Raw genomic sequence first — 18164 nt, 5'->3', positions numbered from 1 at the left:
TAGGGGCGGTGTCCCCGTGCCCGCCCCCGCTGGTAGGGGCGGTGTCCCCGTGCCCGCCCCCGCTGGTAGGGGCGGTGCCCCCGTGCCCGCCCCCGCTGGTAGGGGCGGTGTCCCCGTGCCCGCCCCCGCTGGTAGGGGCGGTGTCCCCGTGCCCGCCCCCGCCGTTAAATCCATCCGTGTATCCGTGTCCGCATCCGTGTCGTGCTCCTCTTCCTTCTCAAAAAGATTCCACTCACCGCTTTCGACTTGGCGGTATTTCCAGGTAAGGCCCGACTCATCGATCGCCTGAGTCCAAGCTTTGTAAGCCTGATCCAAGCTTTCCCACCAGGCATCCATACCCGCGCCAAGTTCCCAAGCGCGGCGGACTACAGCAGCCAAACGTCGATCGCCCCGTCCGACAAAATCCTCCATTGCCGAAATCCGCACATCAGTGTAATTCACCTTGACGCCCCGCATCCCCCGAAACTCTTCCTTCAGGAGTTTTTGCTTGCGGGAAAACTCAGCAGTAGAAACCGAGTGCCACTGAAAAGGAGTGTGAGGCTTAGGCGTAAAATTAGAAATTGTCAAGTTAAAAGTCAGTCCCCGCCTGCCATTGATCCTGCATTCCCTGTGCAGCCAGCGGACTGTTTCGGCGATGCCCAGAACATCAAAATCTGTTTCTCCGGGCAAACCGATCATAAAATACAGCTTGATTTTATCCCAGCCGCGATCGACCGCAGTTTTGACACCCCGAAGCAATTCTTCGTTGGTCAAACCTTTGTTAACGATGTCGCGCATCCGCTGAGTACCAGCTTCCGGCGCAAAAGTCAAACCGCCTTGCCGCGTCCCGCCGAGAATGTCGGCAATATTATCGTCAAATCTGTCAACCCGCTGACTGGGTAGAGACAGAGAAATATTTTTATCTTTCAGGCGATTTTTGATTTCCATGCCGACTGCTGGGAGTGCCAGATAGTCGGAACAACTCAGGGAAAGCAGGGAAAACTCGCTGTGCCCGGTGGCTTGCATCCCTTGTTCGATCGCCTCTACGACTTGCTGAGGTTCGACATCGCGCGCGGGGCGAGTCAGCATTCCCGGCTGACAGAAGCGACAGCCGCGGGTGCATCCCCGGCGGATTTCTACTGTCAGTCTGTCGTGTACTGTCTGGACGTAGGGAACCAGGCCGATCGAATAAGCTGGTATCGGAGTCGCCACGCGGCGCAGAATTCGTTCTGGAACTTGCGGGCGGTTGGGATGAACAGAACCGTCGGCCGCCATATCGTAGAATTGCGGGACGTAGACACCGGGAATTTGCGCTAAATCCAGCAGCAATGCTTCTCGGCTCAAATTATTTGTTTTGCCTTCTGCCAAAATCAAGCCAATTTCTGGCAGCAACTCTTCTCCATCTCCCAAAGCGATGAAGTCAAAAAAGTCCGCGTAGGGTTCGGGGTTGGAAGTTGCCGTTTGCCCGCCAGCAAAAATCAGCGGCATTTGACCGTTTTGGGGATTGGTCGCTCTTTCTTGCCAAGTTAGGGGAATGCCGGCTAAATCCAGCATTTCCAGAATGTTTGTTGCTCCGAGTTCGTAGCTGAGGCTGAAGCCCAGAATATCAAATTCTGTGAGCGATCGCCTCGATTCTACGGCAAACAGCGGAGTTTTGGTCGTTAGCGCAGCCCTCGGAGAGGATCGCAGTTTTGCTGCCAAGTCGGCGGCGGGCAAATAAGCCCGATCGCACAACTGCCTCGGCAAAGCATTCAAAATGTTGTAAAGGATGATGTGCCCCAGATTGGAAGCACCAACTTCATACACTTCTGGGTAAGTGAGAACCCAGCGCACAGACGCCGCGTCCCAAGGCTTGTGCGTAGCCCCCAATTCGTTTCCCAGATAACGAGCAGGCTGATTAATCTCTGCTGTAAGTAATTCTTCGACTTTTACTGCCACGGCTCGACTCGCTAAATAGTTGCGACTCTTAAGCAGCCTACCTTAAAATCTGCCAACACGCCAACGACAGTCGTCTGTCTTTTCGGCCATTTAACCGAATTTGCTGTGTTTTGTTGCCTGTTCTCGTCGATGAGGAGGCTTTATCAGTGTTGTTTTACGCAGGAGTTTTCGGCCTCAAAGCTATCGACATTTTCAAATATCTCAAAAACTCGATCGAGTTGGCTGAGTTCCAGAATCATCTTAATCCCAGGGGATACCGAGCAAAGACTAAACCGGCGCCCAATTTTTTTCGCCTGCTTGAGGCCGGAAACCAATGTCATTAAACCGGCACTGTCAATAAATTTTACTTCGGCCAAATCTACGAGTACCGCTACCACTCCGGGGGCTGCAATTGCTGTCGTTAGTTGTACGTCGAATTCTCCGCAGGTGGCTGCATTCAGGTAGTCTAGGGGTCGAATCACCGTAATTGGTTTATGGGCAAGAAGTGTCTGCATATGTCAAACCTATGATTGCTACGTATTTTCAACTACTGCGCTGGACGGATGTAAGCCTAAACCTACTTGATTACTCTGAGCCTAACTTAATTTGAGGCAAACTGACCAGTTGTTGTCAGTAGTTTTACTGAATCTTTATTTATTGACTCTTTTTTATGAAGTTTTGCGTAAGATTTGGGGAGGAAACGTAAGCTACTATACTATTTTTTATTTAGGTCTGCAGGTTGAGTCTTGGTAACTATAAAAATTGCGATCGACTTTGCCCTAGCTGTTAGATAAAACTGAACAATGTAATTTAAATCACTTATGAGTTCTGATCTAGATCACCTGTTTGCTCGACAGTTTAGAGGAGAATAAAACTGTACGGAGTTCTCCGACTTACTATGCAAGCAACTCATGCTATTCGTCAACTTGTAGAAAAAGCCCTCTACATTAAGCAGTTGACGCCTGACATTGAAAACGAAATCAATTACGAGCTCACCCGTTTGGGGTACATCTCGGATATTGATTATGAGGCTTTAGAGTTATTAATGGATGAAATGGATGCCGGTCGGGTGCAATTGGTATCTAGCCGTCGATAGTGGGAATCGGGCGGCGAGTCCACATCCAAGAATCAAAAAATCCTTGCACGGCGGGCAATAGAGGAGTGTTATAAGCATTTACGCCGGCCGAATATTTTTCTAATGAAGCATCTCGTTGCTGAACTTAATATTTGAGGAGATACTGTTAAGGGCGATCGTCCCTGCACCTCCGATCAAAAGCTAAAAACTTTGACTTAAATTAAATCTATAACTTTTGGGGTATGACAAATTAGGTTAATTGTAACTAAGAGTCATGCTTAATAAAGCAGCTAATTGCTGAACTTGATATTTGAGGAGAGACTGTTAAGGGCGATCGTCCATGAACCTCATACAATTTTAGATTTTAGATTTTAGATTTTAGATTTTACAAATAGTAATACTGATGATTATCGGGGTTTGGAACTTGTCTACAGTTGCATTCCTTTTAGAAACTGCTATCACTATCAAAAACTACACACTGTGACCTAAATTAAATTTCTAACTTTTGGGACTTGACAAATTAGCTTTAAGTCTAATTCATACTAAAAAAAGTTTTTCGGCAGGATTACGACTAAGGGCAACAGTCACAAATAAAGCTTAAATTTTAAGTACGTAGTGCCAGTTGGCCTTAGTCCTAAGAATTATTATCCGATCGCTCGAATGCCAGAAAATTGATGTGTAGTTACAACATCCGTCATCCCGGAGTCAATCTAAAATCTAAAATCTAAAATCTAAAATCGTTCGATCGCGCCGCCAAACTTGCCACCACCGCCACCAACTCAGCAGGCTCGATCGGCTTGGGCACGTAAATTTGAAAACCTTGCTGCAGTGCCCGTATCCGTTCCTCTACCCTACCAACCGCCGTGAACGCCAACGCCGGAATTTCCCTGTCCGCCATCCGCGATCGCACTTGCCGCAGCAAAGCCTCTCCATCAGGGGTCTGCATCTCGATATCGATCGCCAACACATCTGGATTCAGCCTTTCAATCGCCTCCAAGGCTTCGATTCCCGACCTAGCGGTCTCCACCAAGGCCCCGCAATCTTCGAGCACTGTACAGGTAAAATCGAGGGAATCCGCGTCGATATCGACCACCAACACCCGCACTCCCGAAAGATTGCTGCTGACAAAAGACTCCTTTACAGCGGCTGGCGGCTGGCTTTGAGGAGCCCCAAACTCCCCCGACCCGGAAACAGAAAATCCGCCGTCGCCACGCGGCTGTTTAATTGGCAATCTCACCAAAAAGCTCGCTCCCTGTCCCTTCCCAGCCGATGCCGCTTGCACCGTCCCCCCGTGCATTTCCACAAAATGACGCACTAGGGCCAAACCCAAACCCAATCCGTTGTACGATCGCCTTATAGAGCTGTCAGCTTGGCTGAACCGCTCGAAAACGTGGGGCAAAAACTCTTCCGCAATCCCTTGTCCCGTGTCGCTGACCTCAATTTCCACACTAGCGGGCGACAAATTCTTACAGCAAGCGGATTCCTCACGGGTCATCGTCCCCTCCACCTTCCGCACCGCCACCCTCACCTGTCCGCCATCGGGAGTAAACTTAATCGCATTCGACAGCAAATTCCACGCCACCTGTTGCAAGCGGCCGGCATCGCCACAAATCCGCCCCACAGTTGGGTCGAAATCCGTCACAATTTCAATATTTTTTGCCCCAATCGCGGCCGCGAGAGTCTTTATCGCAGCCTCAACAGTCGAAATCACATCCACCCACCGCAAATTCAGCGACAGTTTCCCGGTAATAATCTGCGACACGTCCAGCAAATCGTCGATCAGAGTTGCCAGCGAGCGCGTATTGCGGTCGATCGTTTCCAGAGCCCGAACAGTCGTTTTTTCGTCAAACTTGCGGTTTCGCAACAGTTGTGCCCATCCCAGCATCGCATTCAGCGGCGTCCGCAATTCGTGGGACAAAGTTCCTAGAAACTCGTCTTTAATCCGGTTCGCCCGCGCCAATTCCTCGGCTCGATCGTGCAGTTCTCTTTCCAACTGCTTGCCAACCGTCAAATCGAGAATAAAAGCCACAGATTCTTGTCGCTTTTGCGCCAGCAAAACATATCCGATCAGCACCGGAATCCGGCTGCCGTCTCTCCTCCAGAATTCCTTTTCGTAGGGAGTGCAAACTCCCGTTTCTTGTGCCTCTGCAATCCCCTTCTCGTCAAGAGACCGGTACTCCGGCGGCGCGATCTCAATCCAGTTTAATTCCCCGCGCTGCAACTGTTCCCGCGTGTAACCCACTATCCGCAAAAATTCATCGTTTGCCTCCATGATACGGCCGTTAACATCCCCGAACATAATGCCTATTAAGTTAGCTTCGACCAACATTCTCAGCTTTTCTTCGCTAGCTTTGAATGCAGCTTCTGCTTGCTTGCGATCGCTAACGTCTTGGATGTAAGCCGACAAACCAGAATCGGAAGGATAAAAACGCACCTTCAACCACTTATTCCATAGCGGCACGAATTCTTCATACTCGATTGTTACCTTTTCTGCTACTGCTTTGGTCGCCATTTGGTAAAACTGTAAATCGACAGCCCAGGGAAATATTTCCCAAACCTTTTTACCGATCAGTTCTACTTTTGGTCTGCCTAAAAGCTCAATAGCTTGGTGGTTGACATAGGTATAGTTCCAATTTAAATCTACTGCAATAAAAGCATCGGTAATGCTTTCGAGAATGTTAGTAACTTGAGCGTTTGCCGATAGCAGCGCTTTAGCTGTTTCTTCTGCTTGCAACCTCGCTGCTTGTTCGCGCTCCAAAGCGGCAGCCCGTTCTTGTTCTGCCTGTTTTCGATCGCTAATATCGATGTAAGAACCGATGAAACCTGCAAAAGTGCGATCGGGCCTGTACCGGGGTACGCCCGTACCCAAAACCCAGCGGTATTCCCCGTCATAGCGTCTCAGGCGGCATTCGAGCCGGTACTCGCTGCCAGCGTCGAAGGCTTTTTGGTAAATATCCAGACATTCTGGCAAGTCCTCTGGGTGCAAGCTTTCCATCCAACCCGTGCCCCTTTCTTGCGCTAAAGTTCTACCGGTAAACTCCAGCCAAACTTTGTTAAAGTAATCGCCAAGTTGGTCAGTGTCCGACATCCAAATCATCACCGGCGCGGTATCTGCCATAATCCGAAATCGAGCTTCGCTTTCCTGCTGCTGTGCTTCGGCTTGCTTGCGCTCGTTCCGTTCTTGAACTTCCCGCAGGGCCCGCTGAATCGACGGCACCAAGCGTATCAAACGGCGTTTGAGAACATAATCAGTAGCGCCGCTTTTCAAAGTTTCGATCGCCACTTCCTCGCCCAAAGTAGCCGAAACAAAAATAAACGGCACTCCCGGACAAGTAGTGTGGGCGATTTCCAGTGCAGCTATCCCGTTAAAACAAGGCAGCATATAATCTGCCAAAATAATGTCAAAACGTTGTTTTTCCAGCGCCGTGGCAAAGTCTTCTCGATTTTCCACACACACCAGAGAAAATTGGAGCCCGCCATCCACTAGATATGCCTCAATCAGTTCGGCATCTAGGGGACTGTCTTCTACTAAGAGGATATTGAGCGTTTTCACAAAAATTCCTTTTACTTAAATATTAATTCCCGGATACAAAATTTGATCTGGCTGCGGCTTTAAGTGAAGCCCAAAAAAGTCTTGCGTTTTCAATGGCATAAAAAAATGTAAAAATCAATTGGTTTCATCAGAAAAATGGGTAGAAACCCCGTCCTTCTAGGACGGCTTTACAATTTAATTTGTAATGCGCCACGAGTTGTAAGACAAAAATTTACAATCTGCGGGCGATGCGTTTTGAGTTAGACGCTTGCCAGTTTTTAAATCGTGCAAGCTAATTGTTTTCCGGTACGGGTCTTTCTTTGTTGGAGATTCTTGCCAACCGCCAACGTAACAAAATCCGTATTTAGGGTGTTTAACAATTGAACCGCGCTTAAACCCGATACTAATTGTGCCACCATAACGAGGGCGAATATGACCTGTGGAATGTTGCAAGCGATGGAGCTGTCTGCGATGACACTCAAGGGGGATTACTTCTGTTAGCTTGGTGTTGTCGGGTCGAATGTGTCCTCCCGTGTACCAATTAGCCAACACCCAAGAATCAACGCAGTGAGCCTCAAACTTGTTTGATAGTTTCTGTTTTGACTTTTGGAGTCCTAAATTTTGACGCAGTTCGTAAGTATCGTTTCCCGATCTAATCTCAAGATGGGCAATCTTTATGAGTTCAGAATAGAACCAGTGTTTGCCTACTTCTAAGGGGCTAAACGATACGTTCCACACGGGCGAGCCGTTTTTCCAAGTACGGGCTTTGATGTCCTCTACAACAAAAGCTGATACGGGAAACATAGAGGTTAACCAATTAACTATCCTTAACTTCCACTGCCACCTTGACTTAGTAGATGGGGGTATGCGATTTTTGTTAACTAATCTGTTAGCTCGGTTTTGACGGCATGGAGTATTCCGAAATCGCCTCGCACGTCGCATATTGCGCCTGACCTCAACATGGTCTTTTACCCAATCGATCGCATGGGTTTGGATGTTTAAGTAGGTATGGGATTTAGATTTAACGGTAAATCCTTCACGCTTGCTGCCTGGATCGATGCCAACTGCTATTGGTTGATAATTGTGGCTTGAAGGTTCTACATTCAATCGAACACAAAATACCCCCTTTTTCCAGAATGGTGCAGCCTTACCTGACTTAATCCAACGCTTTGCACGGCTTGGGGTAGTCGGCATTAGGGGTCTATTTTCACTGTTGACAACGGGTACAAACATTTACGGTAAGTCCTATTTCTAGGTATATATTTCCCTTCGCCACTAGCACATCCGAGCGGTTAAAAACTAGGGAGGCATTCTTAACGTCTGGTGGGATACCACTCCCAGATGGCTCAGTTTGTCTTAAAGACGCAGGCTAGACACTGTTTTAGTCTTGAATTAAGAAGGTGGTAAGCCTTCCTCTTTCAAGCCCCATGCCTTTAGGCTGGGGTTAGTGACATCTCAATCCTAACTTGTAACCAAGTCTATTGCTGCTTGCCGCGAGGTGAATTCCCGCTCTGACTTGATTGGCTAGTACGCTTGTTTTTCCTTAACTTTCGTCTGCTTCCAAGGAATCGGCACCGCTGGAGTCTTGCTTCTATGCAGCAGTTTAGCTATACCCTGTTGAACAAATAGTTTCGCGCTTCTGGCTAGAAACAACTAGCTATGTAGTAATTTATCTCGCTTGCTACTAACTACTGCTACCTCGTTTGGCAGATTATTTTTTTTTGTAGTGATGCACGAGTTAATTCTATATTGCTTTGCCACTCCTCTCAAACTCGAATTCCCTTGAATTCTCCCCTTATTTCCTGAATATCGAGCAATCGTGTCAAAAAAAGTCAAAGTTGCTGGTATGTCTGCTTTACTTTTTGCCGGATTTGCCTACCATGCAAGTGTTTCATGGTAGGCAACTGTTGCCTTGTTTATCGTAGTTGCCCCTCAAAAATTACCCTTACTTTAATAGCGACTGGTTACATTGCATCTACCCAAAGATATATTTTTCCAGACACACTGCACTCAACCTGCAGAGATTGCCCTGAATTAGGTAAAACTCATATGTTGCACCTTTTTCGAGAACAGGCAAGATGCCTGTTCCACAAAGAGTGAATTTGATTGTGGGATGGGCAGGAGAGCCCGTCCATAAAAAGCTTATGGAAAATGGTGCAAGATATAAGTAAAACGAAGTGCCACCCCACCGAAAATCTGAGAAAGTTCGATCGACCAATTAATTTCCGATACCAATCACAGAAAATTTTATTTGGACTCGCTACACTTCGACTCCCCGGCTGTCTCAGACCACGAATTTCAAAGGTGGTACCCGCCACGTGATTTATCCGTGGAATCCATCCAAAATCGAAAATCTAAAATCCTCAAGCCCCCCCATTTATCCGTGGGGTCGCCTCTAAAATCTAAAATCTAAAATCTAAAATCTAAAATCGATTGACCGATCGGCTTATTGATTGAACCGACCCAAAATGTCTTAAAATATACAATACGGTGATCTGCTGCACAGCCCGCATATATTAAAATCAAGCGCCAACTTGCAATAATTCTTTAAAATAGAGGTACAGCACCGGCGATCCCTAACTCTTCCCCCTTAGAAAGGGTAGGGTTTAGCAGAATTGAAGACGATCGTCTATGGTGACATCCAGTAAAGCCCGTGCAGTTGCTTTAGTCTCAGCTTTATTCAGGTTATTGGGAACCAGTTACGAGGAGATTTGACCCGCCGTGCTCCAACGCATCAAACAAGACTTAAAAAACGACCTGATCGCAGGACTATTGGTAGTGATACCCTTAGCTACCACCATCTGGCTGACAATTACCGTCGCCAGTTGGGTGATCAATTTTCTCACCAAAATTCCCAAGCAGATCAACCCTTTTGACGGACTCCACCCGATTTTGGTGAATCTGCTAAATCTTTTAGTAGGGCTGGCTGTACCCCTGCTGAGCATCTTAGTCATCGGCTTAATGGCCCGCAACATTTTCGGTAAGTGGCTGCTAGACTTTGGCGAACGGGTGTTGCAGGCAATTCCCCTAGCCGGTTCGGTTTACAAAACCCTCAAACAACTGCTGGGAACCCTCCTCAAATCAAACGACAAATTTCGCCGCGTGGTGTTAGTGGAATATCCCCGGCGGGGAATCTGGACTTTAGCATTTGTGACCGGTACGATCGAGAGTAACGACATCCCACCTCACCTTTCCGGTGAAACCCCGATCGGCATTTTCATCCCCACCACTCCCAACCCCACCACCGGATGGTACGCTATAGTCCCGGAAGCAGATTTAGTCAATTTGTCAATGTCGATCGAAGATGCCTTTAAAGTCATCATCTCCGGCGGCATCGTCAACCCCAGCAACTCAGTTCCAGTAAACCCCGAAAACATCAAGGGCAAAACACTCGAACCCTTGGTATCCGAATCAAGATACCAGGCTGTCCCAGTCGAAGAAGATTGAACCAAGACATCTTTAGTGGCCCTTCAGTTGACAGTTGACAGTTGACAGTTGACAGTTGACCGCAAAAGGGCGACCTCTAGCTGGAAGGAAGAGGATTGGAGTAATGAATAGTCTTCTTTTAATTTCTCCCGATCAGGCTTGGGGCTTTAAACCAATTCTTTCTGGTAAGGCCGTGTAAACTTTCCCCATAGCAGATAATATTTCGACAAAACCAGCCCAAACCGAGAAAGGCTATACTCAGAAACCCGGTTTCGAGCATAAATCTTGGGTTTGACAGCGAAGTATCTGTAAACTACCCGCCGCTGGCGAGTCAGACGGCTGGTTTTGTACCGCTTTTAGTCGAGTTTTCTGCTAAAGTTCAAGTCCGCGCGCGATCGAAAAACTTCCTAAATTCTCAATCCCTATCTAAAAACTATGAAAAAAGCCCGCGAAACAGCACGCGAACTCGCACTCCTCGGCATCAGCCAACTGCCGGCGAATCCAGAACTCTTAGAAGCCAAGAAACTGCAAGATGTTCTCCTCGCCGCCATCCGCACCCTGACAACAGAAGTTCAAGAATCCCTAGAAGCAGCAGCATCCGAAGTGCAGCGGAGTAGCGACAAACTGCTTGCCAGCGAAATCCGCGCCGCCGATATACAAAGTGCTAGAGCAATGGTGCGGGAAGCAGTCGAACTCACCCAAACCGCCATCAACCGTCTCGGTTCAGCAATGGAGTTTCCAGAACTGATCCAGCTAGCCAACCAGCAAGATGTCCGCACCTACGCTTTGCAAATCCTGACCAAAGTCAGCGCCAACCGTGTTCAAATTGATGAATTGCTCTCGGAAGCCCTTGTAGACTGGCAAATAGAACGGTTGGCCCGGATCGATCGAGATATCATGAGAATCGCGATCGCCGAAATGCTATATCTCGGCTTACCCGAACAAGTCAGCGTCAACGAAGCCGTCCAACTCGCAAAACGCTACAGCGGCGACGAAGGACATCGCTTCATCAACGGAGTCCTCCGCCGAGTAGTCGATAAAATCAACGCAGAAGTTGTTAGTCCCTAGTCCTTACTCATAAGTCCTCCGGGTGCTGGGCGGGCACCTTACCCGGAGGGTGCAGGCCGGGGCGCAACCTTACCCGGAGTCATTAGCAATCCGCAATCCGCAATCGGCAATCCGCTCTAAACTAAGGACTAATAACTATATTCCCAATTTCCTATGGTATTTAATTGGTTTCGTCGCCAGTACAGCGAAAATAAATCTTCTGAAACAGAAGCAACCCCCGAACAGCCGCAAGATGAGTCGGCAAAATCCGCACCGGTTGAGCCTCAAACAGATACAACAGAGCAAGGTTCTCCTGCTGTAGCCGAAGATTATCTCAATTGGGCAAAAGCTGCTTACAAAAATATTCAAAAACAGCAAAAACCCGAAACAGAAGTTTCCGAGACAGCAGCGCCCGATGTTCCAGCAGCCGAAGCAGAAATCGCGACAGTTGCAGAAGTTGCAGAACCGGCGACTATTGAAGCAACGGAGCCGATCGAACTTGAACCCGCACCCACCGCACCAACTGTTGCAGAAGTTCCAGAAGTTGCAGAACCCGCAACAGTTGAAGCAACCGAGGATCTCGAACTCGATGCAGCAACGCCCGCAGAAATTCCAGAAACTCTGCAACCCACAGCCGGGGCGATCGACATTGCACCTATAGCTCAACAATTAGAAGTTACAGCAGAAAATATAGAAATTGCCGAACCTGCAACTGAGGTTGTAGAAACCGAATCACTCGCATCCGACGGCGAAGCAGGGGAAGCCCTGCCGTTTTGGGCCAGAGCTCAGGCCGATCGCATGGAGCGCATCGAACGCCTCAAAGAAACCGCCCTTGAAGAACCAGAGGTAATTGCAGCCGCCGCCGAGAGAGCCGCAATTATCGAAGAAATTCCCGGTTTCGCCTTTGACGAAGGCTTCCTGTGGTCTTCAGAAATCTTAGCCAGTCAAGGCCGCCGCCCAGACCAAGTATCCGTTGAAGAAATCACTTGGCTGCAAAAACTGCGGAAAGGCTTAGAAAGAACTCGCCGCAGCTTAATTAATCGACTAAAGGCGATCGTCGGTCAAGGGCCGCTCAATCAAGACGCGGTAGCGGAAATTGAGACTTTGCTGCTGCAAGCCGATGTCGGAGTCGCAGCCACCGACATCATTATCAGTCGCCTCCAAGAAAGACTCAGACAAGAAGTGCTGCCCCCAGAACAGGCTCTAGCCTACCTGAAAACCATTCTGCGCGACATTCTCGACGCTCCCTGTGCCGAAACCGCCGCCGGTAATCCCCTCTACAGCCTGACATTTGCCCCGGAAAAAGAGACTTTTAACATCTGGTTAATCGTAGGAGTCAACGGTGCGGGCAAAACTACGACGATCGGCAAACTTGCCCATATTGCCCAAAAATCCGGCTACAAAACCCTCATTGCCGCCGCCGACACTTTCCGCGCCGCCGCCGTCGAACAGGTAAAAGTTTGGGGCTCCCGCAGTGGGGTCGAAATTATTGCCAACCCAGGGAAAAATACCGATCCGGCTGCTGTCGTGTTTGATGCGATCGCCGCCGCCAGCGCCCGCGGCACAGAACTCCTGATCGTAGACACCGCAGGCCGCCTGCAAAACAAAAAAAATCTGATGGACGAATTAAGTAAAATCCGTCGCATTGTAGATAAGAAAGCCCCAGGCGCTACCGTAGAATCTCTACTGGTCTTGGATGCCACACTAGGTCAAAATGGTTTGCGACAGGCAGAAGTGTTCGCAGAATCGGCAAAATTAAGCGGAGTAGTATTGACAAAACTCGACGGTTCTGCTAAAGGTGGTGTTGCCCTAGCCGTAGTGCAGCAGCTTGGTCTGCCCATCCGCTTTATTGGAGTCGGGGAAAGCATCGAAGACTTGCGCCCGTTTTCTAGTTACGAATTTGTGGAAGCCCTACTCGATTTTAGATTTTAGATTTTAGATTTTAGATTGATGAGCTATCTGTGGTCGTCCCAATTTTTGGAGGCGGATACAGAGGTTCAAAATCTCAAATCCTTAACCTCAAACTACCATCGCAGGACTTGCGCCGAGCGCCACCCGGTGGCGAGTAAAAACTAAATATCTAGAAACAATACCTTCGTTCTGTTATTACTTGGTTGGGATCGAAGCGCGAGGCAAAGCAAGGGCGTCAAATTAAGCTCAAATGTAGTATCAGTCTGCTGTCTGATTGCACAGTCTTCCCGATCCCCCTGGCGCCCCCCTAATAGTCGGGGGGGACAGGAAAGGGTCAAAGTCCCCCTTCTTGTTAAGGAAATTTAGGGCCTATCTAGACTCAGCTATAAACGAGATTTCTTCAGAATTTCCGACTTAAGTTGATACCAATGTCCTAGTGTCCAACTTACTTCCTCAAACAAAACTGCTTGCTCGAAAAAAAACGGGTTTCTGTTCAAGGGGCCCGTAATATCAACTCCGCTAGCATCGGAATTGTAAAATCGAATCAACAGTCAATACTCAACTATCATTCAGTTCTTCGACTGACAGTTAACAGTTAACAGTTAACAGTCAACAGTCAACAATAATTCCGGTGCAACCGGAATTGATATAACTCCTCAATCATTACTCCGTCTAAGATCGAAAATCACAAATTTAAAATGACTGCTGTGCCTTTGCCTCGCCCCTCACCTCAACCTGCTGACCGCCCTTCGGGTCGCAATTCCACCGACGCGACGCCAGTATTTGCCCTCAAAGAACTGGTGGCGCGTTTGCACCGATATCAGCACAACGTTCAAGATATGTTGGGTTCGCTGGGATTTGCCCTGCGAAGTTTTAACAATCTCAACCAATTTTTGGAGTTGGTGCCTTTGGTGGCGACTCGCGTTACGGACGCCGACGGGGGAGCTTTAGTGCTGTTCAAACCCAACGGTCAAGTCAGGTTCCAGCAGTTGCACTGTCAGGAAGGACGGCAGTGCCAAGATATGCGAAAAGCGCTGGAAATAGCCACCAGGCAAGCTACAGCAGGTGCGGGCGCTACTGCTGGAACGTTTTCGGAAACCTCTGGGCAAACTTCTAGTCTAGACTTGCAAGTCGGTCGTTATTTGGGCCCGGACGTTCATTTGTTTGGGGCGCCAATTTTAGTCAACAATTTGGAACGCGGACGGCTTTATGTTTTTAGCAGCGATCCGCAATATCTCTGGACTCCTAGCAGACAGAAATTAGTTCGGTTGGTGGCGGATCAAACCGCCGTGGCTATTTGCAAAGACGAACTTACTGTTAAGTTGGCGGAAAAAGACCGCTTAGACAGAGAGTTAGAAATCGGGGCGGAAATTCAATTGCGGCTGCAACCCCGCAGTTGTCCGAAAATTCCCGGCCTTGACGTGGCCGCCCGCTGCCAAACTGCTAGCAGAGTCGGCGGAGATTATTATGATTTTATTCCCGCTGACTATGACCCGATCGGCAAGGAGAATGAGGGGGAACACCCCCCATCCCTAATTAAAAATCTCAAGTCCAAAATCGACAAGGGCCGCTGGAGCATTGTCATCGGCGACGTGATGGGCAAAGGAGTACCAGCGGGCCTGTTGATGACGATGACACGGGGTATGCTGCGGGCGGAGGTTTTGAACCGCCACTCGCCGTCGAGAATTTTGCAACATTTAAACCGGGTTATGCACGCGGATTTGGAAAATTCCCACCGTTTTGTGACTCTGTTTTATTCGGAGTATGACCCGAAAACTCGCGTTTTGTCTTACAGCAATGCTGCTCACCACCCGCCTTTGCTGTGGCAAGCTGCAACTAATTCGATTCTTCAGCTTGATACTTTGGAGGGAATGTTAATTGGGCTGGATGCTGATTCGCATTACCAAGAAGCAAGCGTGCAATTGCAGCCCGGAGATACTATTATTTATTACACAGACGGATTTACCGATGCTGCTAATCAAAGGGGCGATCGGTTTGATGAGGATAACTTGACCTCGGCTTTTCAGTGGGCCTGTCAAAATTACCAGCAGTCTGAAGAAATTTTGGATTATTTGTTCGATCGCGTACACCAGTTTATCGGCATCGGCAATCGTAACGAAGATGACATGACACTGGTTGTACTGAGGGTAACACCTTTAGCCGGAGAAAATCACCATGATAGTTAATTTAATGCCGGAAATTACTGCGGGATTAACCAGTTCGATTAATTGGAACGATGTCGATCCCGTGTTAGTTTTGAAATCTCATTTGAGTTCGACGGTGGTTTTGGCTCAAAGTTACGAAATTTTTACGAATTTCCAGAAAGCTTGGAACAATTTTGTTTCGACTGGTCAAATAGGAGCTTTTTTTATAGGTATTTTTGTGGGCTGGTTCTTGAAAGGGATTTTTCGTTAGAGTTATTGTCGCCGAAGGTATCTGGAACGGATTTAAAAGGTTTGTAGCCCAAAGTTCACTTCTTTCTGATGCAGCAAAACTTTCACAATTTTGTAGTCCAGACTTCAGTTTTTTCGGGTCAAAAGATGTATAAAAAGTTTGTAGTCGGGACTTGAGTTTTTTCTTACAAAATTTGGGAGGGAGGACTAAAGGGCCGACTACAAACCGGAAGAAGGACTAAAGTCTTTGCTACAAACCGGTTTTTAGAGACTTCTGCAACAGAGATATAATCTAGTTTTAGCTTCAGCAATGACAACACAACAAAAAACTTGGAGTCAAAGATTTGAATCGGCGCTGCACCCGGCGATCGCCCGATTTAATGCTAGTATTGGCTTCGATATTGAATTGATTGAGTATGACTTGACTGGTTCTGTCGCTCACGCTAAAATGCTGGCCAAAACGGGGATTATTTCCGCAGCAGAAGGCGAACAGTTAGTCAATGGTTTGGAACAGATCCGCCGGGAATACCGCCAAGGACTTTTTGTTCCGGGAGTTGATGCCGAAGACGTTCACTTCGCTGTAGAGAAGCGGCTGACGGAGATTGTGGGGGATGCTGGGAAAAAGTTGCACACTGCCCGATCGCGCAACGATCAAGCCGGCACTGATACTCGTTTGTATTTGCGCGATCGCATCGCCGAAATTCGATCGCAATTGCGGGAATTTCAAGGGGTTTTGCTCGATATTGCCGATCGTAACGTGGAAACTTTAATTCCCGGTTACACTCATTTGCAGCGCGCTCAGCCGATCAGTTTGGCTCATTACCTGTTAGCTTATTTTGAAATGACCGATCGCGATTGGGAACGTCTCGGCGAGATCTGCAAGCGGGTGAATGTTTCGCCTTTGGGTTGTGGCGCGCTGGCGGGGACGACTTTCCCGATCGACCGACATTATACTGCAGAACTCTTGCAATTTGACAAGGTTTATGCTAATAGCTTAGATGGAGTGAGCGATCGAGATTTTGCGATCGAATTTCTCGCTGCAGCCAGCTTGATTATGGTACACCTGAGCCGCTTGTCAGAAGAAATGATTTTGTGGTCTTCTCACGAATTTGGATTTATTACGCTCAAAGATAGCTGCGCTACTGGTTCTAGCATCATGCCCCAGAAAAAAAATCCCGACGTGCCGGAGTTGGTGCGGGGCAAAGCGGGGCGGGTGTTCGGTAACTTGCAAGCCTTGTTGGTAGTAGTGAAGGGACTTCCTTTGGCCTACAACAAAGATTTGCAAGAAGATAAAGAGGCTTTGTTTGATACCGTAAGAACGGTACAGGGTTGCTTGGAAGCAATGACCATTTTGTTGCGCGAAGGAATCGAGTTTAATGGCGAGATCCTCGCCGCAGCAGTTACGGAAGACTTTTCTAACGCTACAGACGTAGCCGACTACTTGGCCTCCAAAGGCGTTCCCTTCCGGGAAGCTTACAACCTTGTCGGCAAAGTCGTCAAAACTTGCCTTTCGGGGGGCAAACTCCTCAAAGATTTGACACTTGAGGAGTGGAAAGACTTGCACCCAGCCTTTGAGACAGACATTTACAGCGCGATCGCGCCTCAGCAAGTGGTGGCGGCTCGCAATAGTTACGGGGGTACCGGGTTTGAACAAGTGAGAAAATCACTTATCGCTGCGCGCGATCGAATCGCCTAAACATCGTTGAATTATTGGACAAATTCCGGCTGGCTATCTCTACGAAAGAACGAGCGTGTTTTCCACTCTGGTTCTAAGTTCGGCAGATAGCCTGACTGCTACACAAAACTTGGCTAAACTTATTTAAGTCTCACCATTCAATCAGGATTGCTCCTGAAGGGTCAGCTTCGGAGTTTCACCCAAGGGAGTCGGCTCGCAACTTGTCCACAGGCGTTAATTCGGGTGGAGCATCGCCCTAATTGAGTTAATTTTAGTTGAAGCTTTTAGCCATGAGTCATCCAATATTTTCAACCAATTTAACGAAACGCGGACTCCCGTTCGACCTTGTAATAGGCTGGTCAGTTTTGACTTGCACGCTCGGTTTACTACCCCAGATAATTAAGCCTTTGTTTTTGGCACTGATGTAATCATACCGCCCCGAATGTTAACCATTCAAGTTAAGTATGACTAATTTTAGTAAACTTTTTGGCTATGCAAGTCCAACTCAATTAATCTTCAGCAGCAGCCATGTCTTTGTCTCTGCCGCCACCGCTCATGGCGCCCATGCCACCGCCGTTACCGCCGTCAAATCGTCTTCTCTTGTTGGAGAACATATCTTGATTTCTCCGCTTGCGAAACTTGCGAGCGTATGCTTGATTTCGTTGTGCCTTTTCTTTCTTGAGATTGCGGCGCTTAGCCATTCTGACCTCACTAATAAACATTGACAGTCCCCGGGCTTTCACGCACGGGGATTCTTAAGTTTGACACTCTGTGCACTCTTGGTGACTGAGATTCTTGGTTCAGCGAATTCACTTGCTTGTGACAGGATTTCTCCCGCCCAAATATAGGTGTCTTCTCCCCAAGCGTAAATTCCGGTATGTCCTACCGTACTCGATCTGTTCTCTTTCTGTAGCTAGGTTTTGTTCAAATTTAGCTTTCGTGACGCGGCCACAACAATCGCAAGCGATATGGTTTAGGCTTCTGAGTCCTGTTAAGGAGATCGAGAACTTCCTTCAAGGTACTCCAATCGTTTCCCTCTAAGGCGTTTTAAAGTGAGGAACACGTCCAGCCCCACTGATATTATCAAAAGGAATTGGTTCGTCTCGTTGTCCACCCCTCCACAATCTCATAAGCATAGCTTATGAGATTGTGGAGGGGTGGAATCAGGAGTCTCACGCGCCTTTTATCCCACACTAACCTTCGATCGGT

General features: G+C 48.1%; 12 protein-coding genes. 7 read left to right on the top strand and 5 right to left on the bottom strand.

Annotated features, from left to right (window positions below):
- Both QT992_RS08000 and QT992_RS07995 read right to left on the bottom strand, forming a co-directional pair.
- The coding region (locus QT992_RS08000; protein WP_333376785.1) for a TIGR03960 family B12-binding radical SAM protein at window positions 1–1917 on the bottom strand (1917 nt) is incomplete at its 3' end.
- Between the two features lie 143 nt (window positions 1918–2060).
- Window positions 2061–2411: an STAS domain-containing protein gene (locus QT992_RS07995; protein ID WP_333315927.1), complete on the bottom strand. Its 351-nt coding sequence runs from the start codon at window positions 2409–2411 to the stop codon at window positions 2061–2063.
- A gap of 383 nt (window positions 2412–2794) precedes the next feature.
- Between QT992_RS07995 and QT992_RS07990 the strand changes: the two genes are divergently transcribed.
- Complete coding sequence (locus QT992_RS07990) at window positions 2795–2992, top strand: hypothetical protein (protein ID WP_015176637.1); 198 nt, start codon at window positions 2795–2797, stop codon at window positions 2990–2992.
- 703 nt (window positions 2993–3695) lie between these two features.
- Here QT992_RS07990 and QT992_RS07985 read toward each other — a convergent pair.
- Window positions 3696–6524 carry a PAS domain S-box protein gene (locus QT992_RS07985; protein WP_333341362.1) on the bottom strand — a complete coding sequence of 943 codons (2829 nt, stop codon included), beginning with the start codon at window positions 6522–6524 and terminating at the stop codon, window positions 3696–3698.
- 174 nt (window positions 6525–6698) lie between these two features.
- Entirely contained in the window at window positions 6699–7736 is a 1038-nt protein-coding gene (locus QT992_RS07980) for an RRXRR domain-containing protein (protein ID WP_333315925.1), read from the bottom strand.
- 1488 nt (window positions 7737–9224) lie between these two features.
- Between QT992_RS07980 and QT992_RS07975 the strand changes: the two genes are divergently transcribed.
- The 6 genes from QT992_RS07975 (at window position 9225) to argH (ending at window position 16976) form a co-directional block, all read left to right on the top strand.
- Window positions 9225–9950 carry a DUF502 domain-containing protein gene (locus tag QT992_RS07975; protein ID WP_333290526.1) on the top strand — a complete coding sequence of 242 codons (726 nt, stop codon included), beginning with the start codon at window positions 9225–9227 and terminating at the stop codon, window positions 9948–9950.
- 414 nt (window positions 9951–10364) lie between these two features.
- Window positions 10365–10997, top strand: a complete 633-nt coding sequence (gene nusB, locus QT992_RS07970) for a transcription antitermination factor NusB (protein ID WP_333058881.1) — start codon at window positions 10365–10367, stop codon at window positions 10995–10997.
- Window positions 10998–11150: 153 nt separating this feature from the next.
- On the top strand, window positions 11151–12908 hold the full coding sequence (gene ftsY / locus QT992_RS07965; protein WP_333376783.1) for a signal recognition particle-docking protein FtsY: 1758 nt from the start codon (window positions 11151–11153) through the stop codon (window positions 12906–12908).
- A 677-nt stretch (window positions 12909–13585) separates the two neighbouring features.
- Entirely contained in the window at window positions 13586–15073 is a 1488-nt protein-coding gene (locus QT992_RS07960) for a PP2C family protein-serine/threonine phosphatase (RefSeq protein WP_333315923.1), read from the top strand.
- The gene (locus QT992_RS07955) at window positions 15063–15302 is read left to right on the top strand and encodes a hypothetical protein (RefSeq protein WP_333315922.1); all 240 of its coding nucleotides are present in this window, start codon (window positions 15063–15065) and stop codon (window positions 15300–15302) included. The genes QT992_RS07960 and QT992_RS07955 overlap by 11 nt, the downstream gene beginning before the upstream one ends.
- A 288-nt stretch (window positions 15303–15590) precedes the next feature.
- Entirely contained in the window at window positions 15591–16976 is a 1386-nt protein-coding gene (gene argH / locus QT992_RS07950) for an argininosuccinate lyase (protein WP_333341356.1), read from the top strand.
- A 488-nt stretch (window positions 16977–17464) separates the two neighbouring features.
- On the opposite strand, the gene QT992_RS07945 is transcribed toward argH, so the two are convergent.
- A complete protein-coding gene (locus QT992_RS07945; RefSeq protein WP_190738786.1) occupies window positions 17465–17656 on the bottom strand; it encodes a hypothetical protein in 192 nt (63 codons plus the stop codon).
- Window positions 17657–18164 lie beyond the last annotated feature (508 nt).

This window comes from Microcoleus sp. T3_D1, from assembly GCF_036700405.1.
GTDB lineage: Bacteria > Cyanobacteriota > Cyanobacteriia > Cyanobacteriales > Microcoleaceae > Microcoleus.
Note: the sequence above shows the minus strand (reverse complement) of the source record. Positions and strands in the feature narration are given on the sequence as shown.